General features: G+C 71.0%; 23 protein-coding genes. 5 read left to right on the top strand and 18 right to left on the bottom strand.

What is annotated here, in order from left to right:
* Positions 1-131: 131 nt before the first annotated feature.
* Both ACZ4EF_RS16480 and ACZ4EF_RS16475 read left to right on the top strand, forming a co-directional pair.
* The gene (locus tag ACZ4EF_RS16480) at positions 132-665 is read left to right on the top strand and encodes a rhomboid family intramembrane serine protease (RefSeq protein WP_355340731.1); all 534 of its coding nucleotides are present in this window, start codon (positions 132-134) and stop codon (positions 663-665) included.
* Positions 666-913: 248 nt separating this feature from the next.
* Positions 914-1,999: a hypothetical protein gene (locus ACZ4EF_RS16475; protein ID WP_467505025.1), complete on the top strand. Its 1,086-nt coding sequence runs from the start codon at positions 914-916 to the stop codon at positions 1,997-1,999.
* Positions 2,000-2,076: 77 nt separating this feature from the next.
* Here ACZ4EF_RS16475 and mqnP read toward each other — a convergent pair whose 3' ends face one another.
* Both mqnP and ACZ4EF_RS16465 read right to left on the bottom strand, forming a co-directional pair.
* On the bottom strand, positions 2,077-2,994 hold the full coding sequence (gene mqnP, locus ACZ4EF_RS16470; protein WP_467505149.1) for a menaquinone biosynthesis prenyltransferase MqnP: 918 nt from the start codon (positions 2,992-2,994) through the stop codon (positions 2,077-2,079).
* 14 nt (positions 2,995-3,008) lie between these two features.
* Complete coding sequence (locus ACZ4EF_RS16465) at positions 3,009-4,460, bottom strand: menaquinone biosynthesis decarboxylase (protein ID WP_355340524.1); 1,452 nt, start codon at positions 4,458-4,460, stop codon at positions 3,009-3,011.
* Between the two features lie 87 nt (positions 4,461-4,547).
* Between ACZ4EF_RS16465 and ACZ4EF_RS16460 the strand changes: the two genes are divergently transcribed.
* Positions 4,548-4,991, top strand: a complete 444-nt coding sequence (locus tag ACZ4EF_RS16460) for a PLD nuclease N-terminal domain-containing protein (RefSeq protein ID WP_355340526.1) — start codon at positions 4,548-4,550, stop codon at positions 4,989-4,991.
* 19 nt (positions 4,992-5,010) lie between these two features.
* Here the strand turns inward: ACZ4EF_RS16460 and ccsB are convergent, their stop codons facing one another.
* The 7 genes from ccsB to hemL all read right to left on the bottom strand — a co-directional run bounded on the left by ccsB (position 5,011) and on the right by hemL (position 13,027).
* On the bottom strand, positions 5,011-6,132 hold the full coding sequence (ccsB, locus tag ACZ4EF_RS16455; protein ID WP_355340528.1) for a c-type cytochrome biogenesis protein CcsB: 1,122 nt from the start codon (positions 6,130-6,132) through the stop codon (positions 5,011-5,013).
* Positions 6,129-8,072, bottom strand: a complete 1,944-nt coding sequence (resB, locus tag ACZ4EF_RS16450) for a cytochrome c biogenesis protein ResB (protein WP_467505022.1) — start codon at positions 8,070-8,072, stop codon at positions 6,129-6,131. The genes ccsB and resB overlap by 4 nt, the downstream gene beginning before the upstream one ends.
* 3 nt (positions 8,073-8,075) lie before the next feature.
* Positions 8,076-8,864, bottom strand: coding sequence for a cytochrome c biogenesis CcdA family protein (locus ACZ4EF_RS16445; RefSeq protein WP_355340534.1), 789 nt, complete (start codon positions 8,862-8,864; stop codon positions 8,076-8,078).
* 1 nt (position 8,865) lies between these two features.
* Positions 8,866-9,474 (bottom strand): TlpA family protein disulfide reductase, encoded by a 609-nt coding sequence (locus ACZ4EF_RS16440; protein WP_391051954.1) that lies wholly within the window; start codon positions 9,472-9,474, stop codon positions 8,866-8,868.
* A gap of 83 nt (positions 9,475-9,557) precedes the next feature.
* Positions 9,558-10,895 carry a polysaccharide deacetylase family protein gene (locus ACZ4EF_RS16435; RefSeq protein ID WP_391163518.1) on the bottom strand — a complete coding sequence of 446 codons (1,338 nt, stop codon included), beginning with the start codon at positions 10,893-10,895 and terminating at the stop codon, positions 9,558-9,560.
* A gap of 198 nt (positions 10,896-11,093) precedes the next feature.
* A complete protein-coding gene (locus ACZ4EF_RS16430) occupies positions 11,094-11,723 on the bottom strand; it encodes a histidine phosphatase family protein (RefSeq protein WP_355340543.1) in 630 nt (209 codons plus the stop codon).
* Positions 11,720-13,027, bottom strand: coding sequence for a glutamate-1-semialdehyde 2,1-aminomutase (gene hemL, locus ACZ4EF_RS16425; RefSeq protein WP_355340546.1), 1,308 nt, complete (start codon positions 13,025-13,027; stop codon positions 11,720-11,722). The genes ACZ4EF_RS16430 and hemL overlap by 4 nt, the downstream gene beginning before the upstream one ends.
* Before the next feature lie 106 nt (positions 13,028-13,133).
* Between hemL and ACZ4EF_RS16420 the strand changes: the two genes are divergently transcribed.
* On the top strand, positions 13,134-13,724 hold the full coding sequence (locus ACZ4EF_RS16420) for a hypothetical protein (RefSeq protein WP_223186742.1): 591 nt from the start codon (positions 13,134-13,136) through the stop codon (positions 13,722-13,724).
* Positions 13,725-13,933: 209 nt separating this feature from the next.
* Here ACZ4EF_RS16420 and ACZ4EF_RS16415 read toward each other — a convergent pair whose 3' ends face one another.
* From ACZ4EF_RS16415 to ACZ4EF_RS16400, 4 genes are all read right to left on the bottom strand, one after another.
* Positions 13,934-14,410, bottom strand: a complete 477-nt coding sequence (locus tag ACZ4EF_RS16415) for a cupin domain-containing protein (protein WP_355340549.1) — start codon at positions 14,408-14,410, stop codon at positions 13,934-13,936.
* Positions 14,411-14,585: 175 nt separating this feature from the next.
* Positions 14,586-14,939 (bottom strand): DoxX family protein, encoded by a 354-nt coding sequence (locus ACZ4EF_RS16410; RefSeq protein ID WP_355340552.1) that lies wholly within the window; start codon positions 14,937-14,939, stop codon positions 14,586-14,588.
* A 46-nt stretch (positions 14,940-14,985) separates the two neighbouring features.
* The gene (locus tag ACZ4EF_RS16405) at positions 14,986-15,519 is read right to left on the bottom strand and encodes a hemerythrin domain-containing protein (RefSeq protein ID WP_355340555.1); all 534 of its coding nucleotides are present in this window, start codon (positions 15,517-15,519) and stop codon (positions 14,986-14,988) included.
* Positions 15,516-16,451, bottom strand: a complete 936-nt coding sequence (locus tag ACZ4EF_RS16400; protein ID WP_467505017.1) for an LLM class flavin-dependent oxidoreductase — start codon at positions 16,449-16,451, stop codon at positions 15,516-15,518. Before ACZ4EF_RS16400 ends, ACZ4EF_RS16405 begins: the two co-directional genes overlap by 4 nt.
* 142 nt (positions 16,452-16,593) lie before the next feature.
* Here ACZ4EF_RS16400 and ACZ4EF_RS16395 point away from each other — a divergent pair, with 142 nt between their 5' ends.
* Positions 16,594-17,535 (top strand): LysR family transcriptional regulator, encoded by a 942-nt coding sequence (locus tag ACZ4EF_RS16395; RefSeq protein WP_355340561.1) that lies wholly within the window; start codon positions 16,594-16,596, stop codon positions 17,533-17,535.
* Between the two features lie 243 nt (positions 17,536-17,778).
* Here ACZ4EF_RS16395 and ACZ4EF_RS16390 read toward each other — a convergent pair whose 3' ends face one another.
* The 5 genes from ACZ4EF_RS16390 to ACZ4EF_RS16370 all read right to left on the bottom strand — a co-directional run bounded on the left by ACZ4EF_RS16390 (position 17,779) and on the right by ACZ4EF_RS16370 (position 24,059).
* On the bottom strand, positions 17,779-18,813 hold the full coding sequence (locus tag ACZ4EF_RS16390) for a methyltransferase (RefSeq protein ID WP_467505015.1): 1,035 nt from the start codon (positions 18,811-18,813) through the stop codon (positions 17,779-17,781).
* Positions 18,814-18,874: 61 nt separating this feature from the next.
* Positions 18,875-19,810 carry a prephenate dehydratase gene (pheA, locus tag ACZ4EF_RS16385; RefSeq protein WP_467505013.1) on the bottom strand — a complete coding sequence of 312 codons (936 nt, stop codon included), beginning with the start codon at positions 19,808-19,810 and terminating at the stop codon, positions 18,875-18,877.
* A 13-nt stretch (positions 19,811-19,823) separates the two neighbouring features.
* On the bottom strand, positions 19,824-20,225 hold the full coding sequence (locus ACZ4EF_RS16380) for a nuclear transport factor 2 family protein (protein WP_391051977.1): 402 nt from the start codon (positions 20,223-20,225) through the stop codon (positions 19,824-19,826).
* The gene (locus ACZ4EF_RS16375) at positions 20,212-21,171 is read right to left on the bottom strand and encodes an NAD-dependent epimerase/dehydratase family protein (RefSeq protein WP_467505011.1); all 960 of its coding nucleotides are present in this window, start codon (positions 21,169-21,171) and stop codon (positions 20,212-20,214) included. Before ACZ4EF_RS16375 ends, ACZ4EF_RS16380 begins: the two co-directional genes overlap by 14 nt.
* On the bottom strand, positions 21,168-24,059 hold the full coding sequence (locus ACZ4EF_RS16370; RefSeq protein ID WP_467505009.1) for an alpha/beta fold hydrolase: 2,892 nt from the start codon (positions 24,057-24,059) through the stop codon (positions 21,168-21,170). Before ACZ4EF_RS16370 ends, ACZ4EF_RS16375 begins: the two co-directional genes overlap by 4 nt.
* Positions 24,060-24,256: the final 197 nt, after the last annotated feature.

The raw sequence follows: 24,256 nt of genomic DNA, 5'->3' as shown, positions 1-24,256 counted from the left end.
CACTGGACCTGAGGGGGGCTTCGGTGACGTACGGACAGACCGCGGGACGATCAGCCGGTACGGGAGGGCGCGCCGACTCGCTGCTCGCACCGCTGCGCGCGGGCGGCCGGGTGACGGCCGCCGGCGTCCTCATGCTGGGCTGGGTCGGGCTGCTGTGGGTGATCGAGGCGGTCGACGTGATCGCCGGGCACCGTCTCGACTCGCTCGGCATCGTGCCCCGCAAGCCGGCCGAGCTGATCGACGTCGTCCCGTCCGCCTTCATCCACTTCGGCTTCGGGCACGTGGCCTCCAACAGCCTGCCACTGCTCGTCCTGGGCTTCATCGCCGCGCTGCGCGGCATCGGCCGCTATCTGGCCGTCGCCTTCACCGTCATCGTGATCGGCGGCCTCGGCGTGTGGCTGATAGCCCCGGCCCACACCAACACCGCGGGCGCCTCCGGGCTGGTCTTCGGGCTGTTCAGCTATCTGCTGGTGCGCGGCTTCGTGGACCGCAGGGCGCTGGACATCGTGGTCGGCGTCGTCGTCGGCGCGGTCTACGGCTCCATCCTGTGGGGGGTGCTGCCGACCGCGAGCGGAGTCTCCTGGCAGGGGCACCTGTTCGGGCTGATCGGCGGCGTGGTGGCCGCGTTCCTGTTCCGCGAACGGACGGTGGCCGTCACGGCGTGACGGCCACGGCACGACGGCCGCGTCGGGACGGGACGGTGTCACGCCGTCAGTCCGCGTCACCGGGTCACCGCTACACCGGGTCACCGCGACACCCGCGACCCCGTGACCGTGATCACGCACTGAAGTGCGCCGATCCCCCGCCAACAGCCCTGTGCCGGGCGGAAACTCCCGCGAGTCACAGCCTCCGCACAGTTATCCTTCTGGTCATACTTTCTTCCGTCACGTCCAAGGAGTCCGTCATCATCACCATGCGCAAGGGCCTTGCCGCCGCCGGAGTCGTGGCCATGATCGCCGCCGGTTCCGCAGCCTGCGGGACGGCCGCGGCCTCCAGCCCGGACACGAAGGTCAAGAACGCTTTCGAGAAGCTCAACGGCGAGAAGTCGCTGACCCTCGGGGTGCGCTTCGACGCCTCGGCGGACCAGATCTACACCGCGCTCCAGGGTGAGGAGGACTTCACCAAGGAGACGGCCAAGACGCTGGCCGACCTGCGGGTCGCGGTCGCCCTCAGCGCCGACAAGGCGTTCAAGGACCTCAAGGACGGCGACAAGAGCTCCTTCGCCTTCCAGCTCGGCGCCGACGGCTCCGGCAAGAAGAGCCTGGTCGACGTCCGGGCCGTGAACGACAAGGTGTACCTGCGCCTGGACCTCAAGGGCTTCGAGACGCTGATCGGCTCCTCCAGCAAGGACGCGGCGCAGCTCAACGAATTCCTCGGCATGGCCGACGAACTGCCCGCCTCGCTCGCCTCGGTGAAGTCCGCCCTCAAGGGTGACTGGATCAGCCTGGACCTGAAGTCCTTCGAGTCCTTCGCCAAGTCCATGTCCAAGGACGGCGACTCGCCGCTCGGCGCGCTCCCCGACACCAGCAAGGGCCTGGACGCCAAGACGCAGCAGCAGGTCGTGGACGCGCTGCGCAAGGCGCTGGTGAACAACGCCAAGTTCAAGGAGCTGGGCAACCACGACGGCGCCGACCACGTCGAGGTCACCGTGCCCGCGCGGCAGGTCGCCAAGGAGCTGGAAGGCAGCCTCGGTTCGCTGACCAGGCAGATCCCCGACTTCAAGCCGTCGGACCTGGAGAAGGTGCCGAACAAGACGGTGGCCGTGGACGTCGCCGTCAAGGGCGGCAAGCTCGCCGGGATCAGCCTGGACGTCGCCCAGTTCGACACCAAGGCCAAGGGCAAGCTGCCCCTGGTGGTCGACGTCAACGGCGGCGCCGACCCGGTCGGCGCCCCCTCCGGCGCCAAGGTCCTCAACCCGCAGGACCTGATGGGCCTGTTCATGTTCGCCTTCGGCCACGGCGACGACAGCTCGGCGGACGACTCCGGCCTGGATTCGTAGGCACCCGCGCGGGGCCGTACGACCCACGGCCCCGCGCATCGCCTCGCGTGCGCGGCCCGGTCACCAGGACGGCGGTTCTACAGACCGAGGCCGCGCACGCTCAGGTCGAGCAGCGCGCACACGAAGAGCGCGATTCCGATGAAACCGTTCACCTGGAAGAACGCCCGGTTGAGGCGGCTCAGGTCGTGCGGCCGGACGATCGAGTGCTCGTAGAGGAACGCCGCGCCGACGACCGCCAGGCCGATCCACCAGAAGACGCCCGCGTGGGTGGCGAGTCCGTACCAGACCAGCAGGCCCGTGGTCACGGCGTGGCAGACGCGCGCGCCGTACAGCGCGGCCGGGATGCCGAAGCGGGCGGGGACGGACTTCACGCCCTCGGCGCGGTCGGCCGCCACGTCCTGGCAGCCGAAGATCAGGTCGAAGCCGCCGATCCAGACACCCACCGCGAGCCCCAGGATCACCGCGTCCCACGACCAGGCGCCGGCCACCGCGAGCCAGGCGCCGATCGGGCCCATCGCCTGCGCGACGCCCAGGATGGCGTGCGGGAAGTTGGTGAACCGTTTCCCGTACGGGTAGACCACCATCGGCACCACCGCGATCGGCGCGAGCGCCAGGCACAGCGGGTTGAGCAGCGCGGCGGCGCCGAGGAAGACCGCGACGGCGATCAGCGCGCCGGTCCACGCGGACCGTACGGAGACCGCGCCGGTGACCAGTTCGCGCCCGGCGGTCCGCGGATTGCGCGCGTCGATCTCGCGGTCGATGATCCGGTTGCACGCCATGGCGAAGGTCCGCAGGCCCACCATCGCGACGGTGACCAGCAGCAGTTCCAGCCAGTGCACCGAGCCGTCGTCGAGGAACATCGCGGTCAGCGCCGCGGTGTAGGCGAAGGGCAGCGCGAAGACCGAGTGCTCGATCATCACCAGCCGCAGGAACGCCCGCACCGGTTCGCCGCCGCTCGCGCGGGGAGGCCCGGCCTTCGCGCTGCCTCCGTCCAGGATCGCCTCGCCGCTCACAGCCCGTACTCCTTCCAACGCTTGGTCACCCGTTCCGCGGTCTCCGGGTCGGAGAGCACCATTTCCGGCCAGCCGCCGTCGCGCGTGTAGCCCTCCTCCGGCAGCTTACGGGTCGCGTCGATGCCCGCCTTGCCGCCCCAGAACTGCTGGTACGAGGAGTGGTCGAGGTGGTCGACCGGGCCCTCGACGACGGTGAGGTCACGGGCGTAGTCGGTGTTGCCGAGCGCCCGCCAGGCGACTTCGTGCAGGTCGTGGACGTCACAGTCGGCGTCCACGACGATCACGAGCTTGGTGAGGGACATCATGTGCGCGCCCCACACGGCGTGCATCGTCTTCTGCGCGTGCTTCGGGTACTTCTTGTCGATCGAGACGATCGCGCAGTTGTGGAAGCCGCCCGCCTCCGGCAGGTGGTAGTCCACGATGTCCGGAATGATGACCTTCAGCAGCGGCAGGAAGAACCGCTCGGTGGCGCGGCCCAGCGGTCCGTCCTCGGTCGGCGGGCGGCCGACGACGATGGACTGGAACAGCGGGCGCTTGCGCATCGTGACGCAGTCGACGGTCAGCGCGGGGAACGGTTCCTGCGGGGTGTAGAAGCCGGTGTGGTCGCCGAACGGCCCCTCCGGCAGCGTCTTCCCCGGCTCCAGCCAGCCCTCCAGCACGACCTCGGCGTGCGCGGGCACCTGGAGCGGCACCGTCTTGCAGTCGACCATCTCCACCCGCTTGTTCTGCACGAAGCCCGCGAACAGGTACTCGTCGATGTCGCCGGGGAGCGGCGCGGTGGAGGCGTACGTGACGGCGGGCGGGCAGCCGAAGGCGATGGCGACCGGGAGGCGTTCGCCGCGGCGCTGGGCGACCTGGTAGTGGTTGCGGCTGTCCTTGTGGATCTGCCAGTGCATGCCGATGGTGCGCCGGTCGTGCCGCTGGAGCCGGTAGAGGCCGAGGTTGCGGACGCCGGACTCGGGGTCCTTGGTGTGCGTCAGGCCGAGGTTGAAGAAGGAGCCGCCGTCCTGCGGCCAGGTGAACAGGGCGGGCAGCGCGTCGAGGTCGACGTCGTCGCCGGTGAGGACGACTTCCTGTACGGGCCCGTCCTTGATCTTCTTCGGCGGCACGTGCGTCATCCCGGCGAGCTTGCCGAACGCCTCCCGCATCCCGACGAAGCCCTGCGGCAGTTCCGGCTTGAGCAGCCCGGCGATCTTGTCGCTGATGTCGGAGTACGCGCTCAGGCCGAGCGCCTTGAGCAGCCGCCGGTCGGTGCCGTACACGTTCATCGCCAGCGGGGCGACCGAGCCGCGGACGTTCTCGAAGAGCAGCGCGGGGCCGCCCGCCTTGTTGACCCGGTCGGTGATCTCGCCGACCTCCAGATACGGGTCGACCTCGGCCTTGATCCGCCGGAGGTCGCCGTCCTTCTCCAGGGCCCGCAGGAACGAGCGGAGATCGTCGTAAGCCATGGGCCCCAGTCTTCCATCCCGCTCCGGCGTCGGACGCGCCGCCTCGTTAGGCTGGGCGTCCTGAGCAATGTTCCGTGGGGGGCCTCTGTGCTGAAGTACCTGCCGTACCTGATGGTGATCGCGCTGTGGATCTACGCCTTCGTGGACTGCCTCGGCACTCCCGAGCGGGAGGTGCGCGGGCTGCCGAAGCTGGTGTGGGTGCTGATCATCCTGTTCTTCGGCGAGGTGCTGATCGGACCGGTGGCCTGGCTGCTGATCGGCCGGCGGCGCGGCCCGGTCCGGGTGCGCACCTCCGAGGGCGCCACGCCCTCGGAGTGGCACCGGGACCACGAAGGGACCCGCGGGCGGCACGAGGACCCGCGCGAGGTCGACGAGCCGCGGCCGCGTACCCGCCAGGTGTGGGTCGCCCCGGACGACAATCCGGAGTTCCTGCGCTCGCTCAGCGAACTGAACAAGCAGAACAGGGAAGGCAAGGACGGCGGCGCGGCCCCGTCCGAGGGCGACCAGGAGGACCCCGCGGGCGACCGGTGAGGAATCCGGCCCCGGGGGATCAGACCCCGGCGTACGAGTGCTTGCCGGTGACGAAGATGTTCACGCCGTAGTAGTTGAACAGGAAGCACGCGAAGGCGATCAGCGCCAGATACGCGGCCTTGCGGCCCTTCCACCCGGCGGTGGCGCGCGCGTGCAGGTAGCAGGCGTACGCGACCCAGGTGATGAACGCCCAGGTCTCCTTCGGGTCCCAGCCCCAGTAGCGGCCCCAGGCGGCCTGCGCCCAGATCGCGCCCGCGATGATGGTGAACGTCCACAGCGGGAAGACCAGCGCGTTCATGCGGTACGCGAACTTGTCGAGGCTCGCCGCCGCGGGTAGCCGGGACATGACGTCGGCCCAGCGGCTGTTCTGCGTGCGGTTGGCTGCCAGCGCCGTCTCGTAGCGGTCGCGGAACAGGTAGAGCAGCGTGCCGACCGCGGCGAGGTAGAAGATCGCGCCGGAGATGATCGCGCACGACACGTGGATCCACAGCCAGTACGAGTGCAGCGCGGGCACGAGCTGGTCGCTGGAGGTGTAGAGCACCGACAGGGCCAGGCCCAGGTCGAGCAGGACCGTCGTGGTGAGGAACAGACCGATCCAGCGGACGTTCTTCTTCAGCACGAGCAGCAGCAGGTACGCGCCGACGGCGACCATGCCGAAGGTGGTGGAGAACTCGTACATGTTGCCCCACGGGGGGCGCTGTACGGAGATGGCGCGGAAGAGGACGCCGCCGAAGTGCAGCAGCCAGGCGAGGGCGGTGAAGGCCACCGCGATCCGGCCGTAGAGGTCGCCCTTCTCGTCGTCGCCCGCGGCGCCGGGGCCGTCGGCGATGCCGCGGTCGCTGGCGGAGGCGCGGGTGATGACCTTGGGGACGATGCTCGGGCGCGGGCGCTCCAGGGTGGTGGTGGCGCCGCCGCGCTGGGCGACCTTGACGGTGACCGCGGGGGCCGCCGCCTTGGCCGCCTCGGCCTCGCGCGTCTCCGCGGCGAGGGCCGCGGACTGCACGGCGACCTTGCTGCGGCTGCCGAAGACCCACTCCGCGAGGTGCGCGAGGAAGGCCAGCGCGTACACGAACATCGCCGAGCGGATCAGGTAGTTGCTGTAGTTCGCGAAGTTCTCGTTGACCGCGGACGCGATATTCACGCGCGGGCTCCTTCGTCGTCTGTCCGGGGGGTTGACTCTACGGGGACCGGATTGTCCGGTTGGCCGGTGCCCTCGCCGGGGCTCTCGACCGTGTTCTCAGCGTTCGCTGCGTTCGCTGCGTTATCGGCGTTATCGGCCTTCCCGGCCGTCTCGGCGTTCGCGGCCGTCTCGGCGTTCCCGGCGGAATTCCCGACCGGGTCCTCGTCCGGGTCCTCGTCCTCGTCCTCGTCCGGGAGGGCCGGGGCCTCCGGCTGGAGCTGGAGCGCGATGTCGCCGATCTCCTCGGCGATCCGCACCGACTCGCTGCGGCCGAGGCCGCCCATCTCGACCACGGTGGTGCCGTCGGGGCCGGGCACGGCGCGCACCCAGATCCTGCGGCGCTGGATGAAGAGCGAGCCCATCAGGCCGAGGATCGCGGCGACACCGCTGATCAGCGCGGTCTCGTTGCCCGACTGGTGGGAGACCTGGAAACTGGCCCAGGTCTTGACCCCGGTGAAGGTGAGGCTGCCCGCGCCGTCCGGCAGGGTGATGGCCTCGCCGGGCTTGAGCGCGACGGCGTTGATGCCGGGAGTCGAGGTCTCCAGCTTGAACTGCGTCATCTTCGTCGTGTCGAGCTGGTAGACGTTCTTGGAGACGCCCCCGTCGATGCCGAGGTCGCCGTGGTAGGCGTTGAGGAACAGCAGCGGGCTCTCCAGGCCGGGGAAGAACGAGCGCGGGCCCTGGCCCGCGTCACCGGTCGGCGTGAAGTAGCCGGTGAAGGCGAGCTGCTGCGGCTTGCCGTCCTTGCCGACCGCGTCGGGCACCTTGATCGTGCCGGTGGACGTGATGTTGCTGTCCTGCGGCAGGAACGGCACCGGGCCCCGGAAGGCCACATTGCCCTTGGCGTCCTTGACGGTGACGATCGGCGCGTAGCCGTGGCCGATCAGATAGACCTTCTCGCCGCCGATGCTCAGCGGGTGGTTGGTGTCGATCGTGCCCTTGACGGGCTTGCCGTCGGCGCCGTCCCAGTAGTGGATGTTGGCCTTGAACACCCGCGGGCTGCCGATGTCGGGGCCGCTGGTCTCGTACGCGGAGTCGAAGCTGTCGAGCTTGAAGCCGAACGGCTTGAGGTCGTCCGCGGTGTAGAGGGTGGACGGCGAGAAGTCGTCGTACTGCGTGAGGTTGTTGGTGAAGCCGTCGCCCTCGACGATCAGCTTGCCGCCCTCGGCCTTGTTCAGCGAGGTGACGGCGAAGGAGATCAGCAGGCCGAAGAGCGCGATGTGGAAGAGCAGATTGCCGGTCTCGCGCAGGTAGCCCTTCTCCGCGGCGACCGAACCGCCGCCGCCCTTGCCGTCCTTGCCGGTGCCGTCGCTCAGCGCGGTACGGAACCGGCGTCCGCGCAGCGCCTTGTGCGCGGCGTGCAGCACCTGCTCGGGCTCGGCGTCGGTGCGCCAGGTCGAGTACGCGGGCAGCCGCGTGAGGTGGCGCGGCGCGGCCGGCGGCCTGGCCCGGAGCTGGCCGACGAACTGCCAGGTGCGCGGGACGATGCAGCCCGCGAGGGAGACGAACAGCAGGATGTAGATCGCCGCGAACCACGGCGAGCTGTAGACGTGGAACATCCCGAGCCGGTCGTACAGCGGGCTGATGCCGGGGTGGGTCTTCTTGAACGCCTCGACCTTGAGCGCGTCGGAGTGCTGCGGGATCAGCGAGCCGGGGATGGCGGCCAGCGACAGCAGGAAGAGCAGGACCAGGGCGATCCGCATCGAGGTGAGCTGCCGCCACATCCAGCGCAGCAGGGCGAGGGTGCCGATCGCGGGCGCGCTGCGCAGGGTGTCGACGGGCTGGGTGCTGAGCTGCGCGCCCGCGGCGCCCAGCCCGTCGCGCTCCTGAGGCGCTTCGCCGCCCGTGCCCTTGTCGTTGCCCTCGCGCGGCTCGCGCTCGGTTTTCTCCGTGACGCTCATGGGTCAGACCCCTGGGGTGAAGCTGCTCGACCAGATCTGCATCTGGTAGGTGATGTGGTCCCAGACGCCGGTGACGAGGAGGACGCCGACCGCGACGAGCATCGCGCCGCCGGCGCGCATCACCCACACGTAGTGGCGTTTGACCCACGCGAACGCGCCGAGCGTACGACGGAAAGCTATGGCGGCCACGATGAACGGCACACCGAGGCCCGCGCAGTAGAACGCCATCAGCAGCGCCCCGCGGCCCGCGCTGGCGTCGTTGAAGGCCAGCGCGTTGACGGCGCCGAGGGTGGGGCCGACGCAGGGCGCCCAGCCGAGGCCGAAGAGCAGACCGAGCACCGGCGCCCCGGCCAGGCCCAGCGCGGGCCGGTAGTGGAAGCGGAATTCGCGCTGGGTCAGGCCGCCGACGATGCCCATGAAGGCCAGGCCGAGGACGATGGTGAGGCCGCCGAAGATCTTGGAGAGGATCTGCCGGTGCACGAGCAGTTGCGCGCCGAAGTTGCCGAACAGGGCGCCGCCGGAGACGAACAGGGCGCTGAAGCCGAGCACGAACAGCGACGAGCCCAGCAGCATCCGGCCCCGCTTGGCCTCGGCGAGGTCGGTGCCGGTGACGCCGGTCACGTACGACAGATAGCCGGGGACCAGCGGCAGGACGCAGGGCGAGAAGAAGGAGATCAGCCCGGCGAACATGGCGATCGGGATGGCGGCCAGCAGCGCCCCGGTGAGCACCGTCTGGTTGGGGTCGGTCGCGGCGCTCAGGGTGACGACCGCGGCGGCGGCGCTTGCCTGCACGTCACTTCTCCGCGATGAGCGGGTCGATGATCCGGTGCAGGTCCTCGACGCTGAGCGGCTTCAGCGCGCGGACGGCGAGCTTGCCCTGCCGGTCGATGACGAGGGTGGCGGGCAGGCTCTGCGGGTTGAGGCTGCCCTTGGGGAAGCGCAGGATCAGCGAGCCGTAGGGGTCGTACAGGCTGGGGTACGGGATCTCGAAGCGCTTGTCGAAGCGTTCGGCGTTGGAGACGTCCAGGTCCCGGGTGTTGATGCCGAGGAACTGCACGCCCTTGTCCTTGTCGGCGTTGGCGACCTCGGCGAGGTTCGGCGCCTCCGCGCGGCAGGGCGCGCACCACGAGCCCCAGATGTTGACGACGACGACCTTGCCCTTGTACGCGGCCAGGCTGTCCGTGCCGCCGGTGACCGTCTTGCCCGAGATGTCGGGGGCGGGTTTGCGGTCGGCGGCCTTGAGGACGTTGATCTCGCCGGTGCCGCCCATGAAGTTGGTGTTGTCGGTCCCCGAGGTCGAGGTCGACGAGCAGGCGGCCGTCGTCATCGCGAGCGCGGCGGCCCCGACGAGTGCCGCGGCACTGCGGGGAAAGCGGCGTCGGAGGGCGCGCGTAGGACTCATGTGAAAAGTTTCGCATGGGCCTTCGCGCGATCTTCCACGCCCCCGACGCCAACCCCAAAAACGGCAATTGCCCCAAGTAAGGATCAGGTAGTCGCGGTTCCGGCGCCGACCGGCGCCTTGCCCGAGCTGCTGGTCCCGCCGCTGCTCACGGCGGGCGCGGCGAGGAATTCCCGCCAGCCGCCGGCGGGCGACTGCCCGACCTCCAGCGTCCTGAGCTTGTCCAGGACGGCCGGGTCCTGCGCGTCCAGCCAGTCCACGTACTGCCGGAAGGACACCATGCGGATGTCGCCGTTGTTCGCCTTGTCGCGGGCCGCGGCGACGTGCTTGAACGCTTCTTCAACGGCGTCCATGTAGATCCCGCCGTTCCACTGCTCGAAGTGGTTGCCGATGTAGAACGGCGCGCGGTTGGTCGAGTACGCCCGCTCGAAGCCCGCGATGTACGAGGCGGTGGCCTGCCGGCGCCAGCCCGGGTAGTTGGCCGGGTCGGACTTGGTGGCCGCGTGCGACTGGTTGGCGAGCATGTTGTAGTCCATGGACAGCACCTCGAAGGAGTGTCCGGGGAACGGGATGAGCTGGAGCGGCAGGTCCCACAGGCCGCCGCGCTTGGAGGGCCACACCTGGTTGCCGCCCGGCGAGCTGGCGTCGTACCGCCAGCCGAGCGCCTTCGCGGTCGGCAGCAGATTGTCCTGGCCGAGCAGGCACGGGGTCCGGCCGCCGACCAGCTCCTTCTCGTAGTCGAAGGGCAGCGGGTCCTGGTCGTGCCAGCCCGTGCTGGTCTTCCAGCTCTTCACGAACGACTTGGCCTGGTCGATCTCGCTCTTCCAGTCGGCCGACGTCCAGCGGCCGACGGTGCCGCTGCCGCCGCAGAAGTGACCGTTGAAGTGCGTGCCGATCTCGTGGCCGTCCAGCCACGCCTGCCGGATGTTGTCCAGCGTCATCCGGACGTGCTGGTCGGTGAGGTAGCCGATGTCCGAGGCGCCCTGCCGGTTGTTCGGCGGCGCGTACTGGAGCTTCTTGCCCTCCGGCAGCAGGTAGAGCCCGGACAGGAAGAAGGTCATGGACGCGCCGTGGTTCTCGGCGAGCTTGCGGAAGCGGGGGAAGAGGCCGTTGCCGACCTCGCCCGCGCCGTCCCAGGAGAAGATCACGAACTGCGGCGGCGCCTGGCCGGGCTCCAGCCGCTCGGGCCTGGGCTGGTTGGGCTGCGTCCCGGTGTACGCCGTCGATCCGTCGCCGATGAGGGTCACGGTCTTCTTCGGGGCCTGGCGGCCGCTCGCCCCCGACTTCTCGCCGGTCTTGCTCGCCACCGGCGTCGCTCCGCCGCCGCTCACCCCCTTCCCCGTGCCGCAGCCGGCGACGCCGAGCCCGGCCGCCGCCGCCCCAGCGCTAGTGGTCAACAGGGTCCTGCGGCTCATGGCGCACATCGTGGAACGGTCCCGTCTCTCGGCTTCTCCGGCCTGACGGCCGAGTGGGCAGAAAAGTGGTCACCCACCATGACGTTCACAAGTTCCTCGCGGTTACGCGGCATGCGGCAAAACTTGCCGAGGTTCCCTCGGGTGGCTCCGGTTCTTCACTCGCCCAGTGGACGGGTGCGCCCCGGCCGGGGCGCGGGGCGGCGAGTCCTAGAGGAGCCGGGCGGGGACCAGGTCCCGCGCGGGCTCGCTGTAGCCGACGGAGACGATGCGGTCGCCGTCGTAGGTGAAGGAGGTCAGGGACGCCAGCGTGCACTGACGGCGGCGCGGGTCGTGCCACAGGCGGCGCCGCTCGGCGTAGCTGCGGGCGATCCAGATGGGGAGCTGGTGGGAGACGCAGACGGCCTCGTGCCCACGGGCGGCGTCGCGGGCGGCGGCCAGCGCGGCCGTCATCCGGACGACCTGGTCGACGTACGGCTCGCCCCAGCTCGGCCGGAAGGGATTGGTGAGGTACTTCCAGTTCGCGGGCTTGCGCAGCGCCCCGTCGCCGACGCCGAAGGTCTTCCCCGCGAAGACGTTCGCCGCCTCGATCAGCCGCTCGTCGGTGCCGACCTCCAGCTCGTGGGCGGCGGCGATGGGCGCGGCGGTCTCCTGGGCGCGCTCCAGCGGGGAGGCCACGACGTAGGTGATGTCGCGCGAGGCCAGGTGCTCGGCGACCCGGTCGGCCATCTTGCGGCCCAGCTCGGACAGGTGGAAGCCGGGGGCGCGCCCGTACAGGATGCCGTCGGGGTTGTGCACCTCGCCGTGCCGCATCACGTGGACAACGGTCATCTCGCTCATGCGTGGGCCTCCGCGGCGGCACGTGCGGCGGCGGGCAGCGCGGCGGCGATCCGCTCCACGGCCCGCTCGTCGTGGGTGGTCGACACGAACCAGGACTCGAAGGCGGACGGCGGCAGATAGACGCCCTGCGCCAGCATCGAGTGGAAGAAGCCGGTGAAGCGGAATGCCTCCTGCTTCTTCGCGTCCTCGAAGTCACGGACCTCGTCGTCCGTGAAGAAGACGGAGAACATGCTGCCCGCGGTCTGCACGCGGTGCGCGACCCCCTCCTTGCTCAGCGCGGCACTGACCAGCTCCCGGATCTCCACCGACACCGCGTCGACGCGCGCGTACGCGGCCTCGTCGAGCAGCCTGAGCTGCGCGAGGCCCGCGGCGGTCGCGACCGGGTTCCCGGAGAGCGTGCCCGCCTGGTAGACGGGGCCCGCGGGCGCGAGGCGGCTCATCACGTCGGCCCGGCCGCCGAAGGCCGCGGCGGGGAAACCGCCGCCCATGACCTTGCCGAAGGTCATCAGGTCGGGGCGCACCCCGTCGAGCCCGTACCAGCCGGAGCGGCTGACGCGGAAGCCGGTCATCACCTCGTCGGAGATGTAGAGCGCGCCGTCGTCGGCGCAGAGCTGCTTGAGTCCGGCGTTGAAGCCGGGCAGCGGCGGGACGACGCCCATGTTGCCGGGCGACGCCTCGGTGATCACGCAGGCGATCTCGCCGGGGTGCGCGGCGAAGGCGGCGCGTACGGCGTCCAGGTCGTTGTACGGCAGCACGATGGTGTCCCCGGCCTGCGCGCCGGTCACGCCGGGGGTGTCGGGCAGGCCGAAGGTGGCCACGCCCGATCCCGCGGCGGCCAGCAGCGCGTCCACATGGCCGTGGTAGCAGCCCGCGAATTTGACGATCTTCGCCCGGCCGGTGAAGCCGCGCGCGAGCCGGATCGCCGACATCGTGGCCTCGGTGCCGGACGACACCAGCCGTACCTGCTCCAGCGGTTCGACCCGCGCGACCATCTCCTCGCCGAGCGCGACCTCGCCCTCACCGGGTGTGCCGAAGGATGTACCGCGCGTGACCGCTGCCTGGACGGCGGCGATCACCTCGGGGTGCGCGTGGCCGAGAATCATCGGTCCCCACGAGCAGACGAGGTCGACGTACTCGCGGCCGTCGGCGTCGGTGAGATAGGGGCCCGTGCCGGACACCATGAACCGGGGCGTGCCGCCCACGGCGCGGAAGGCCCGCACCGGGGAGTTCACACCGCCTGGTGTCACGGCCGCCGCGCGGTCGAAGAGTTCCTGGGACACTGGTGCTTCGTACGGATAGCTCACACGCACATGCTCTCAAATGCCTGGCGTTGCGCGGCAACGTCTCAACCCTGCATCTGAGACGATGATCGGGTTGCGTGGTTGGGTCTGCGGATGGTCGGGTAGTGGAATGCAGCAGCGCGGTGGCGGACCGGGTGAAGGACCGGGCGAGCACGAGCCCGAACGCGCCCGTCCCACCGGCAGGCGACGCCGTCCCGCGAACCCCGCCGACCGTGTACCGGAAAACCGTTCAACCGCGAGCGAGGGCAGGAGCAGGGGTGGCCGAGTGGGGGTGACCTACAAGTATTTCGGTGCGCCCGACGGCGCCACCGCCGCACGCGTCCCGATCTCCATGCGCCCCGAGGAACTCGGCGGCGACGAACTCGGCCACGGCATGTACACCAAGGTCAAGCCGGAGACGATGGCCGCGATGGTCCTCACCGGCATCGAGGGCATACCCCCCGCCAAGGTCCCGCCGCTCGAACTGGTGGTGCTGCACCCGGACTACGCGGTGGTACGGCTGCCGCACTCGGTCGTCGAGCCGCTGCGCACCGCCAACGAGGAATCGCTGGGCGCCGCCGCCTTCATATGGTCCACCGTGCCGGACCGACGCGGTCCGAGAGACGCGTTCGTGATCTACCAGATGCTCCATGAATGGCAGGATTTCGCCCGCCGCTGCGAGGAGTCCGGTCACCAGCTCTACTGTCTCGTCTGGCCCTGACCGGCCGCCCCTTCCTCTCGCGTCTTCCTCGTTCTTCCCCGCCTTCGCGGACCTACGCCGCACACTCGCGCCCGACTCCGCGCCACCGCGCGCCTTCTCCGGGCCGCCCGGATTGCGCGTTTCCGGCCAACTGGTGACTGGCGGATCACCGCAACGGCTTGCATGCGCCAAATACCCCCCGCAATACGGGATATCGCACCCTCAAGCGCTCAATTTCCCGCGCGCGCCGCCGACTCCTCGTACAGCTCGATGTCGGCCAGGCCCGAGCCGGGCGTCACCAGACAGCTCACGAGAACCTCGTGCTTCTGCGCGGGCTCGGCGCACTGCCAGGTGCCCGCGGGGACGAGCATCTGGAGATGGGTGACGGGATAGTCATGTCCCGGTCCCAGCAAGGTCGTTGAAGCCTCCGCCGAGCCGTTCTCCACCGGGGCCCCGCCGGTGCCGCCCTGGCGCAGCCGGAGCTGGCCGCCGCGCCGCCACAGCCACAGCTCGTCCGAGCTCACCCGGTGCCAGGACGACCGCTCCCCCGGGCTGAGCAGGTAGTGGATCAGTACGGCGGTCGGCCGGACACCGTCGAGACCCGGCACGGGCACCTCGACCGGTGAGGTGTAGACCCGGCCGTACCAGCCGCCTCCGGGATGGGGCTCAAGGCTCAGTTCATGCGCGGTACGCGGACGTAGACCCATATGACACCTCCTGCGCCACTACGGCTGCGCCCGCGGAGGCGGACGCCGTACCGTCGCGGCGACCGTACCCCGCGGGGGCGGCGGCACCGTAATCAGGCCGTCTTCAGCGTCTTGATCACGCCGTGTTCGGTCACGCTGTCTCGGGTCACGCCGTCTCGGGTCACGCCGCCTTCGGTCACGCCGTCTTGAGGCGGAGGATCAGGGTGATCACCGACAGCACCGCGAGGAAGGCGGGGAAGGCGGCGACCTGTGCCGGGTCGTGGACCTTGAGGTGGGTGCCGGTGGCGCCGATCAGCAGCAGGACGGCCCCGGCCGCGGCGGCGACGCCGAGCGGGGCCCAGGCCAGACCGATCAACAGGCCACCGCAGGCGGCGATTTCGAGCAGGCCGATGGCGCGGGAGAGGGACAGGGACAGGCCCAGGTGCTCCGCGGTCTCGGCGGCCTTCGGGTGGTTGATCACCTTGAAGGTGCCGAGCGCGGCGAAGACCAGCGCCAGGACGAGGGACAGCACGACGGTGACGGCGAACATCGGGGCTCCGGGGTGAGGGGAAGGCTTACGGGGACGCGTACGGCCGTCAGATCCAGCTCGACAGCCGGCCGAGCTGGGGGATGATGTGCGCTTCCTCGAGGTCCAGGTGGGCCGCGAGGTGGTCGGCGAGCGCCTGCACGGCGTCCTGCGCCGTGGCCCAGTCGGCGTCGGGCAGCGCGCCGACCGACGTGATCATCGCGTCGAGCAGCGAGCCGAGCGCCAGGTGGTCCGCGGTGAGCCTGTCGACCACCGGGCGCAGCTCGGGGGCGATGCGCAGCACGGCGGGGAAGATCCGGAAGTCCTCGATGGAGTGGTGCGCGTGCACCGTCTGGCAGTACATGTCGCAGAACGACTTGAGCTGCCAGGCAGCCTGACGCAGCGTCAAGTCGTCCATGCGGGCGTGGACTTCGCCGAGCGCGGCCGGGTCCTTCGCGGCGAGCAGCCGCAGGGCCTGGCCGAGCGAGTCCAGGTCGCGGCGCAGGGCGGCGTGCGCGCCGAGCAGCGTACTGACCATGGCGCGGCCCGCGGGCGTGGTGGCCGTACCGCCGCCGCCCGTACCCGGGGTCTGGGGCGTGCTCATCGGTTCGCGCCTTCCTTGCTCACCGCTTCGCGGACCGCAGGGACGACCTCGGCGTGGAAGGTCTCGATCTGCCGGGCGTGGTCGGCCATCGGGGTCAGGACGAAGGCGCTGACGCCGCCGTCGAGGACCAGTTCGGTGAGCCGTTCCGTCCACGCGGCGCTGCCCTCGTTGAAGGGCGCGGTGCCGTTTCCGTCGATCCGGCCGATGATGTTGTAGAGCCGCCGGACGTCGGACGGGGCGCGGCCCGCGGCCGAAGCGGCCTCGTCCATGCGGTGGTTGAGCGCGATGACCGCGGCCGGGTCGAGGTAGGGGAAGCTCGGCAGCCAGCCGTCGCCGAGGCGCGCGGTGACCTCCAGCATCCGGGGCCGGTACGCGCCGAGCCAGATGCCGATCGGGTGCGCGGGCGCGGGTCCGGGGACGACGCCCTCCAGCCGGTAGTGCTCGCCCTCGTACGCGGCGGGGGTGTCCCCGGCCGCCCACACCCGGCGGATGACCGCGACGGCCTCCTCCAGGGCGTCGATGGCGACCTTGGGCGAGCGGCGCGGGCCGCCCATGCCGCCTCCGCCGTGGTCGGCCGCGGCTCCGGCGCCGAGGCCGAGTTCCACCCGGCCGCCGCTGATCAGGTCGAGCGAGGCGGCGGCCTTGGCGAGCATGGCCGGCGGGCGCAGCGGGAGATTCGCCACGTCGGGGAAGAGCCGGATGCGCTCGGTGCGGGCGGCGAGCACGGACAGCAGCGTCCACGCCTCCAGGGCGGCGCCCATGTAGGGGTGGTCCATGAGGCCGAGTAATTCGAAGCCGCGGCTGTCGGCGAGTTCGGCGAGCCGGATCAGCTCATCGATCCGGGCGGCCTCCGGGTTCAGCGCGATGCCGAACTCCAGCGGGTGGACGCGCTCGGCGGTTGTCGGGGCGGGTGCGGTCACGGGCTCGGACATGAGTGGTCTCTCCGGGGGTTCGGCGTGAAGTCGTTGTCATTAAAGCCGTCGGCCGTAGGCCCCCGCTGTACCGTTGGCGTGACGGTAATTGACGCTGGGCGTCAGGAAAACTGACGGTGCCACGGGGCGGGGGGACTGCGGCGTGCTGGACGTACGGAAACTGCTGCTGCTGCGCGAGGTGGAGGCCCGGGGCTCGATCGCCGGGGCCGCGCAGGCGCTCAACTACACGCGGTCGGCGGTCTCCCAGCACCTGTCGGCGCTCGAAGCGGAGACCGGGGTGCCGCTGCTCGACCGGACGAACGGCAAGGCGACGCTGACCGCCGTCGGCCGGTTGCTGGTCAGGCACGGCGAGGACATCCTGTCCCAACTGGAGACCGCTGAATCGGAGTTGCTGGAATTCAGCGGACAGGTCTACGGCGACCTGCGGGTCGGGATGCCCTTCCACGAGGGCCCGGCGCTGCTCGTGCCGGTGCTGGCCGGGCTGCGGCGCGACCATCCCAACCTCCGGATCACCTTGCACGACGTCCGCAGGAGCGAGGCCCGGCAGGCCGTGCGGCTCAATCAGCTCGATCTGGTCGTCGCCTCCCGCTACGACCAGATCCCCGAGCCGGACGTGCCGGGGCTGACCGAGGAGCCGGTCGCGGGCGACCGCATCCGGCTCGCGGTGCCGCCGGGCCACCCGCTCGCGGAACAGGGCGGGGCCGGGAAGCCTCTGCCGCTGGCCGACTTCGCCCGTGACCCCTGGATCTACGACGAGGGCTCGGCGCTCGGCCGGCTGACCCTGCACGCCTGCCACGGCGCCGGGTTCGCCCCGGACGCCGTGGCCGAGACCGACGACATGCAGGCCGTCCTCGGCCTGGTCTCCCACGGCTGGGGCGTCGCCCTCGTCCCCGACCTGGTCCCCGACCGCCCCGGCTTCCCCGTCGTCCGCGTCACCCCCGCCGCCCTCACCCTCACCCGCCACGTCACCCTCGTGGCCCGCACCGGCACGATCGCCTGCCCCTCGATCTCCGCCGTGCTCACTGCCGTGAGGTCCCTGGTCAACACCCGCCCCCCGACCCCCGCAGCCCCCACCCCCCACTGACCGCCGCCCCGGCCTGCGAGACCGCGCCCGGCACCTCGACGCCCCCCGCAGGCCGCACGTGCCCGGCCCGGTCAGCCGTCCGCCCCGAGTCCGGACAGGCCAGGGCAGGCATCGAGGCCGGTGCCTCAGCGCACCCGCGCGGGCGGCGCGGCCCGCAGGGGCCCGCTGAGGCCGGTCGCGGGGCGCGCGCGGCGCGGGGGCCGATTCGGCTGCGGGCCGGACGGCGCACACCCGGCCGGAGGGCTATTTGCGGCCGGTCACCAGGGCGACCGGGCCGTCGAGGGGTTGGGCGGAGCAGGAGGTGAAGCCGGTTTCCTCCAGCCAGCGGACGCAGTCGGCGCCGGTGTAGTCGAAGCCGCCGGGGCTTTCGAGGAGCATGTGGAGGCTGGTGAGGAGGCCGAAGGCGTTGACGCGGCGGTCGTCGTCGATCATCGACTCGTAGACGACGACGGAGCCGCCGTCCGGCAGGGCCTCGTACGCCTTCTTCAGAAGCATCCGCTTGGTGTCGAGGTCCCAGTCGTGCAGGACGCGGCCGAAGACGACGACGTCGGCGGTGGGCAGGGCGTCGGTGAGGAAGCTGCCGGGCTCGAACCGGAGCCGGTCGCCGAGCCCGGCGCGCCGTACCGTCTCGTGGAAGGTGGGCGCGACGGCCGGGAGGTCGAAACCGGTGCCGCGCAGGTGCGGGTGCGCGGTCAGTACGGTGTTGAGCAGGATGCCCTCGGAGCAGCCGATGTCGACGACGCTCGTGACGTCCGCCCAGGCGAAGGCGGCGGCCAGCGCCTGCGAGGCGGCGAGCGAACCGCCGGTCATCGCCTTCTGGAAGCGGCTGGTCAACTCCGGGTCGGCGTACAGGACATCGAAGGGATTGCCGTCCGCTCCCCCGACGTTGTTCTGCGGCTCACCGGTCCGCAGCGCCTCGGTCAAGTGCCCCCAGGACTGGTACCACTGCTCCTGCGCCATCTCCAACAGGCCCCCGATGTACGTGTCCTGGGCGCGGTCGAGGAAGGCCGCCGTGTCGGGCGTGTTCGCGTACACCCCGTCCGTCCGCTCCAGCAGGCCGAGCGCGACCTGGCTGTCGAAGAAGTCGCGGGCGCCGCGCGGGTGCAGACCGAGGCGGGCGGCGAGCGCGGACGCGTCGGCCGGGCCGTGGGCGGCGAGGTCCGAGTACACCTCCAGCTCCACGGCGGTCAGCAGCACCTTGGACTGCCAGAATCCGAGGCCGAGTTGGACCAGTCGGTCCTGGGGGTTGCCGACGGGCGGGCGGGGCGCAGTGCTCACGGCGTGTCCTTCCTGGGGTGGGGTACGGGCGCGGGCGGGTGGGTCACAGGGGTCACAGGGGTCACAGCACGACGGCGGGGAAGGGCGGTGACGGCAGCGGCACCCGGCGCCTGAGGGCCGTGGCAGCCGTAACGGCGGTGGCGCGAGCCCCCGCGCGCGGATAGCTCCCGAGGAAGCTGGCCCGCGCCCCGACGTCGGAGAGCGCGGCGACGGCGTGGCGGACCCGCTGGTCGTCGATGTGGCCCTCGACGTCCACGAAGAAGCGGTAGTCGCCCAGGCGCAGCCCGGTCGGCCACGCCTGGACCCACGCGAGGCTGACGCGTCCCGCCGTGAAGACGGACAGGATCCCGGGCAGCGCGGCCGGTGTGCCGTCGCCTGCCGACACCAGCAGGGAGGTACGGTCCCGGCCGGTGCGGGCGGGCGGCACCCCGGCGCGGCGGACCATGACGAAGCGGGTCACGGCGTTCTCGCGCTCGCCGATGTCGGTGGCGAGCACGCGCAGCCCGTACCGCTCGGCGACGGCGGGCGCCGCGACGGCCGCGTCGCGCGGGTCGCCGGACCCGGCCAGGTCGCGGGCGGCGCCCGCCGTCGAACCGGCCGCCTCCGTCACGGCGTTCGGGAGCCTCAGGCCGAGCCAGCGCCCGCACTGGGCGAGCGCGTGCGGGTGGCTGCGGACCCGCTCGACGCCGTCGAGAGTGGCGCCGGGCAGGCCCAACAGCGCGAAGCTGACGCGCAGTTCGGTCTCGCCGACGATGTGCAGGTCGTCGGTGGCGGCGAAGCCGTCGAGGGTGGCGGGGACCACGCCCTTCAGGGAGTTCTCCACCGGCACCATCGCGGCGGCGCAGTGGCCGCGCCGTACGGCCTCCAGGGCGTCGGCGACGGTCGGATACGGCTCGCACACCGGCACCGACCCCGGCCCCGGCACCCGCGTGCCGAGCGCGGAGCGCAGCGCCGCCTCCGTGAAGGTGCCCTCGGGCCCCAGATAGGCGTACCTCATGAGGGCCGCTCCCTCAGCTCTCGATGAGGCGGTGGAAGAGGACGGTGTCGAAGATGTCCTCCATGGCGGTGGCCCGGCCGTCGCGCATCGTCCAGGAGTGGACGAACTGAAGGGTCTCGGTGTGCCCGGTCAGCGAGGTGACCTGCCGGATGCCGAAGACCACGATCCGGTCGCCGGACTCGATGAACTCCAGCGGCTCCAGGCGCATTCCGCCCAGCACGGTGGGGACGTGGGCGAGGAACTCCTTCACGCCCGCGTGCCCCCTCTTCGTACCGCCGAGCCCGTAGGTGTCCATCCCGTCCGGGTGCACCCAGTCGACGTCCGGGTGCAGGATCGCGAGCAGCCCTTCGACGTCGCGTTCCGCGAAGGCGCGGTAAGCGGCCCGGACCGCCTCGGAGTTGCTACGCCCGGACACCGGCGCCCACCCCCCCGGCGCTGTGCTCGCGCAGGTGCCCGGGGTACATCGCGGCCAGGGTGCGCCGGATGCCGTCGCGCCAGCCGACCTCGCAGGGGCCGGTCAGCTCGCGGCGCAGCGCCGGGTCGAACTGGTAGGTCTCGCGGGTGACTTCGGACGGCACGAGCGTGGCGGTGACCCCGGTCAGCTCCTCCAGGTACCGCACGCAGTCGGTGATGCCGACCGCTTCGTCGCCGCCCCAGTTGACGAGCGTGGTGGGGACGGCGGCGGCCTCCCACAGGCGCGGGACCTGGCGGACGAGGTCGTCGGTGTAGAGGAGCGAGCACCAGTTCTGGCCCTCGACGGGCACGGGGATCGGCTCGCCCGCCAGCATCCGCTTGAAGTAGAGCATCGGGACGCCGCCGTAACCGCCGGGCCCGTAGGCGATGTTGAGCCGCGCGATGGTGGTCGGCAGGCCGAGCACCTGGCCGAAGGCGCGCACGGTGCCCTCGGCGGCGATCTTCCCCACCGGGTACGCGGGCAGCCAGTCGGCCTTGCCGTCCACGGGGTCGGTCTCGGTGTAGCGGTGGTCGAGGGTCTGGCGGGCGTAGAGCGCGCCGGTGGACACGTACAGGAAGGCGTCGGCGCTGCGGCAGTGGGTCATCAGCCGCCCGGTGGCGATGGAGTTGACGGCGACGGCGGCGTTGAAGTCGCCGTCCTCGCCGCGCCGGACGGCGGAGTGGACGACGTGGGTGAAGTCGTCGGGGAGGCCCTTGAGGGTGTCGGGGCCGAGGTCGTCCATGTCCCAGCGGAAGGTGGTGATGCCGCTCGCGGTCAGTTCGGCGGCGACGCCGGGGGTCCCGAAGCGGCCGAGACACCAGACGTCGTTGTCGGCGGCGAGCGCTTCGGCGACGGGCCTGGCGACCTGCCCCGTGCCGCCGGTGACCAGGATCTTCTTGCCCTTCACGCTGTCACGTCCCCGGTGTCGGTGTCGGTTTCGGTTTCCGCGTCCGCGTATGCGTCCGCGTCTGCGTCGCCCATGGCGCGGTCCAACTCCCGGCGCAGGATGGCCTGGAAGGCGGCGACGTGCTGCGGGCCCATCAGCGTGTAGTGCTCGCCCGGTACGTCGATGTAGTCGTTGGGCCCGGTGGTGTAGTCGTCCCAGCGGCGCAGTTCGTTCTCCAGCCAGTCCTGCTTGGTGCCGCGCAGCGGGACGGCGTAGAAGACCTTCATCGAGCGGACGGTGCCGCTCGGCTGGTAACCGCGGCCCAGGTCCGTGAGGCCGTCGGCGAGTTCGGCCCAGGCGGCGAACTTCTCGGCCGTCAGGTCGAGTTCGGCGAGCCGGTCGGCGGGGGCGATGTCGATGAAGTGCTGGAGCTGCCGTTCGCGGGGCAGCCCGCGCAGGGTGCCGGGGATCTCCAGCGACTGCTTCTTGTTGATCAGGGCCAGGAAGAAGGCGAGGTTGGCGGCGGTCTCGACGAAGTCCAGTTCCTCCATGCGGTACTTGATGTGCGGCGGGAGGTTGAAGCTGCCGACGAAGTCGACGCGTTCGCCCCGCGCCTCAAGGACCTTGGCGATCTCGAAGGCGACCGCGCCGCCGTAGGAGTAGCCCGCGACCGCGTACGGCCCGTGCGGCTGCTTGGCGCGGATCGCGTCCACGTAGGCGGCGACCATCTCCGCGAAGGTGGCGAAGGGCTTCTCGCCGCAGTTGAAGCCGCGGGCGCGCAGCGCGTAGAAGGGCCGGTCGGCCACGAAGTACTTGGCGAGGTTGACGAAGACGAGGACTTCGCCGACGCCGGGGTGCACGCAGAACAGCGGGGTCTTGCCGCCGCTGAGCTGCATGGGGACGATCGGGTCGTACGGCCGCTCGCCGGTCGTGGTGTCCCCGGCGGCGAGGTCGGCGGTGATCCTGGCGGCCAGGTCGCGGACGGTGGGGGCGGTCAGCACGGTGATGATCTGGAGGTCGGCGACGCCGAGTCGCCGGGCGACACTGAGCCGCAGCCGCAGGATGTCGAGCGAGGTGCCGCCGAGGTCGAAGAAGCTGGCGGTGGCGCTGATCCGGTCGGCGGTGGTGTCGAACATCTCGGCGTAGATCGCGGCCAGTCGCCACTCGGTCTCGCCCTCGGGCGCGGTGTAGCCGCCGAGTTGACGCGAGGTCAGTTCCTGTACGGCCGCGGTGGCGGCGGCGAAGTCGCCGTTCTCCAGGCGCTTGCGCAGCAGGGAGCGCTGGATCTTGCCGAGGCTGGTCTTGGGGAAGGCGCTCTCGGGCAGCGGCAGCAGCAGCGCGGGGCGGAAGCCCCAGTGCATGACGACGGTGGAGCGGACGGCGGTGAGCAGCCGGAAGAGTCCGGCTTCGTCGGCCGCGGGGATCTCGGGGTGGAAGGCGACGACGAGCTGTTCGGTGTCGGCGCCGGGCACGCGGGTGGGGAAGGCGGCGACGAACGAGCGGGCGACGCCCTCCAGTTGCTCCAGGGCGGTCTCGATGTCGTGGCTGTAGTAGTTGACGCCGTTGACGATGACGCTGTCCTTGCTGCGGCCCACCAGCGTGAGCCGTCCGCCGTCGATCCGGCCGAGGTCGCCGCTGCGGAACCAGCCGTCGGCGGTGAACGCGTCGGCGGTGGCCTGGCCGTTGTTGTAGTAGCCGCCGGTGATCATCGGCCCGCGGAGCTGGAGTTCACCGACCTGCCCCTCCGCCAGCGGCCGGTGGGTCTCCTCGTCCGCCACCCGGATGGCCAGGCCCTCCACGGGCAGCCCGAGGTTGGCGAACTCCTGCCCGGCGTCCAGCTCGGGGAAGCCGGTGGAGTAGACGCTGCCCGCGCACGTCTCGGTCATCCCGAAGGCGGGCCACAGCGCGAAGGACGACAGGCCGTACGGGGCCAGTTCGTCGAGGAAGGTACGGCCGGTGGCACACACGATGGCCTCGCCGCCGCTGATGATGTGGCGCAGGCGGGACAGGTCGAGCGGCTCGCCGCCGCTCGCGCCCTCGGTGACCGAGGACGCCCCGCTCACGGCCGCGTTGACCAGGCCCAGCAGGAAGTTGGGCGTGAAGGTCATGGTGACCCGGTGGCGGGAGAGCAGCCGCAGGAAGTCCAGCGGCTCCTTGAGCACCACCTGCGGCTCGACGTGGAGTTGGAGCGCCCCCGCGTACAGCGGCAGCAGGTGGCACTCCAGCAGCGCCGCGACATGGTCGAAGGACACCCAGTTCAGCGAGGTGTCGGCGGGGGTGAGGCGGTGGAAGCCGTTCTTGCCCGCCATCGACGCCAGCAGATTGGCGTGGGTGAGCATCACGGCCTTGGAGTTGCCGGTCGAGCCCGAGGTCAGCACCAGCAGCGCCAGCTCACCGGGCTCCGCGTCGTACAGCTCCGCGGCGGGCTCGTGCCCGCGCAGCCCTTCCAGCGGTACGGCCGACAGGCCCGGCACGCGCGGGAGTTCGGCGGCCAGCGCCTCGTCGGCGATCAGCAGCGGCTTGTCGAGCAACTGGTCGACGTGCGCCAGTTGGGCCGCCCAGCGCTCCGGGTCGCCGCGCAGCGGCACCAGCGGGCAGGGCACGAGGCCGCCCAGCAGGCAGGCCCAGAAGACGGTGAGGAATTCGTGCGGGCGCTCCACCAGCAGCGCGACCTTGTCGCCCGCGCGCAGTCCGTGTGCGCGCAGTCCGGTGAGCGACCGGCGCGCGTCGTCCACTAATTGCGGGTAGGTCTGGAGCCGGGTGGATTCACCGGCCATTCCGTGACAGTAGCGGATGCCCGAGTCCTGGTGCTTTTCCGCGGCGCGCAGCAGCAGGTGCGCGATATTGCGGACGTTCTCGTCGGCGGCGGGATTTTCCGAAGCCTCGCGTAATCGCGGCGCATTGGACATGACTGTGCCGGGTCCTTTCGTCGCACTGTCCGGTTCACCAAGGGAATCCGTGTCAGCAAGCAAGCCTCTGAGCAGCACAGTTGACCGGCGAAGGCATGACGCCGACACCGTACCGATGTAGCACAGGGGTAACGAAGGAGGTACCTCAGGCAAACTGCCGGAAACACTCGACATTGAGAGAACCGGCCAGCGCGGAT

The organism is Streptomyces sp. NPDC025721 (assembly GCF_055558595.1).
This window is presented reverse-complemented; position numbering and strand designations above follow the sequence as displayed.

Bases quoted from the DNA above. Each gene is read 5' to 3' on its own strand.
- ACZ4EF_RS16480 (WP_355340731.1), top strand. From the start codon at position 132: ATGCTGGGCTGGGTCGGGCTGCTGTGGGTGATCGAGGCGGTCGACGTG.
- ACZ4EF_RS16475 (WP_467505025.1), top strand. From the start codon at position 914: ATGCGCAAGGGCCTTGCCGCCGCCGGAGTCGTGGCCATGATCGCCGCC.
- ACZ4EF_RS16465 (WP_355340524.1), bottom strand. From the start codon at position 4,460: ATGGCTTACGACGATCTCCGCTCGTTCCTGCGGGCCCTGGAGAAGGAC.
- resB (WP_467505022.1), bottom strand. From the start codon at position 8,072: ATGAGCGTCACGGAGAAAACCGAGCGCGAGCCGCGCGAGGGCAACGAC.
- ACZ4EF_RS16440 (WP_391051954.1), bottom strand. From the start codon at position 9,474: ATGAGTCCTACGCGCGCCCTCCGACGCCGCTTTCCCCGCAGTGCCGCG.
- ACZ4EF_RS16435 (WP_391163518.1), bottom strand. From the start codon at position 10,895: ATGTGCGCCATGAGCCGCAGGACCCTGTTGACCACTAGCGCTGGGGCG.
- ACZ4EF_RS16430 (WP_355340543.1), bottom strand. From the start codon at position 11,723: ATGAGCGAGATGACCGTTGTCCACGTGATGCGGCACGGCGAGGTGCAC.
- ACZ4EF_RS16420 (WP_223186742.1), top strand. From the start codon at position 13,134: ATGCAGCAGCGCGGTGGCGGACCGGGTGAAGGACCGGGCGAGCACGAG.
- ACZ4EF_RS16415 (WP_355340549.1), bottom strand. From the start codon at position 14,410: ATGGGTCTACGTCCGCGTACCGCGCATGAACTGAGCCTTGAGCCCCAT.
- ACZ4EF_RS16410 (WP_355340552.1), bottom strand. From the start codon at position 14,939: ATGTTCGCCGTCACCGTCGTGCTGTCCCTCGTCCTGGCGCTGGTCTTC.
- ACZ4EF_RS16405 (WP_355340555.1), bottom strand. From the start codon at position 15,519: ATGAGCACGCCCCAGACCCCGGGTACGGGCGGCGGCGGTACGGCCACC.
- ACZ4EF_RS16400 (WP_467505017.1), bottom strand. From the start codon at position 16,451: ATGTCCGAGCCCGTGACCGCACCCGCCCCGACAACCGCCGAGCGCGTC.
- pheA (WP_467505013.1), bottom strand. From the start codon at position 19,810: ATGAGGTACGCCTATCTGGGGCCCGAGGGCACCTTCACGGAGGCGGCG.
- ACZ4EF_RS16370 (WP_467505009.1), bottom strand. From the start codon at position 24,059: ATGTCCAATGCGCCGCGATTACGCGAGGCTTCGGAAAATCCCGCCGCC.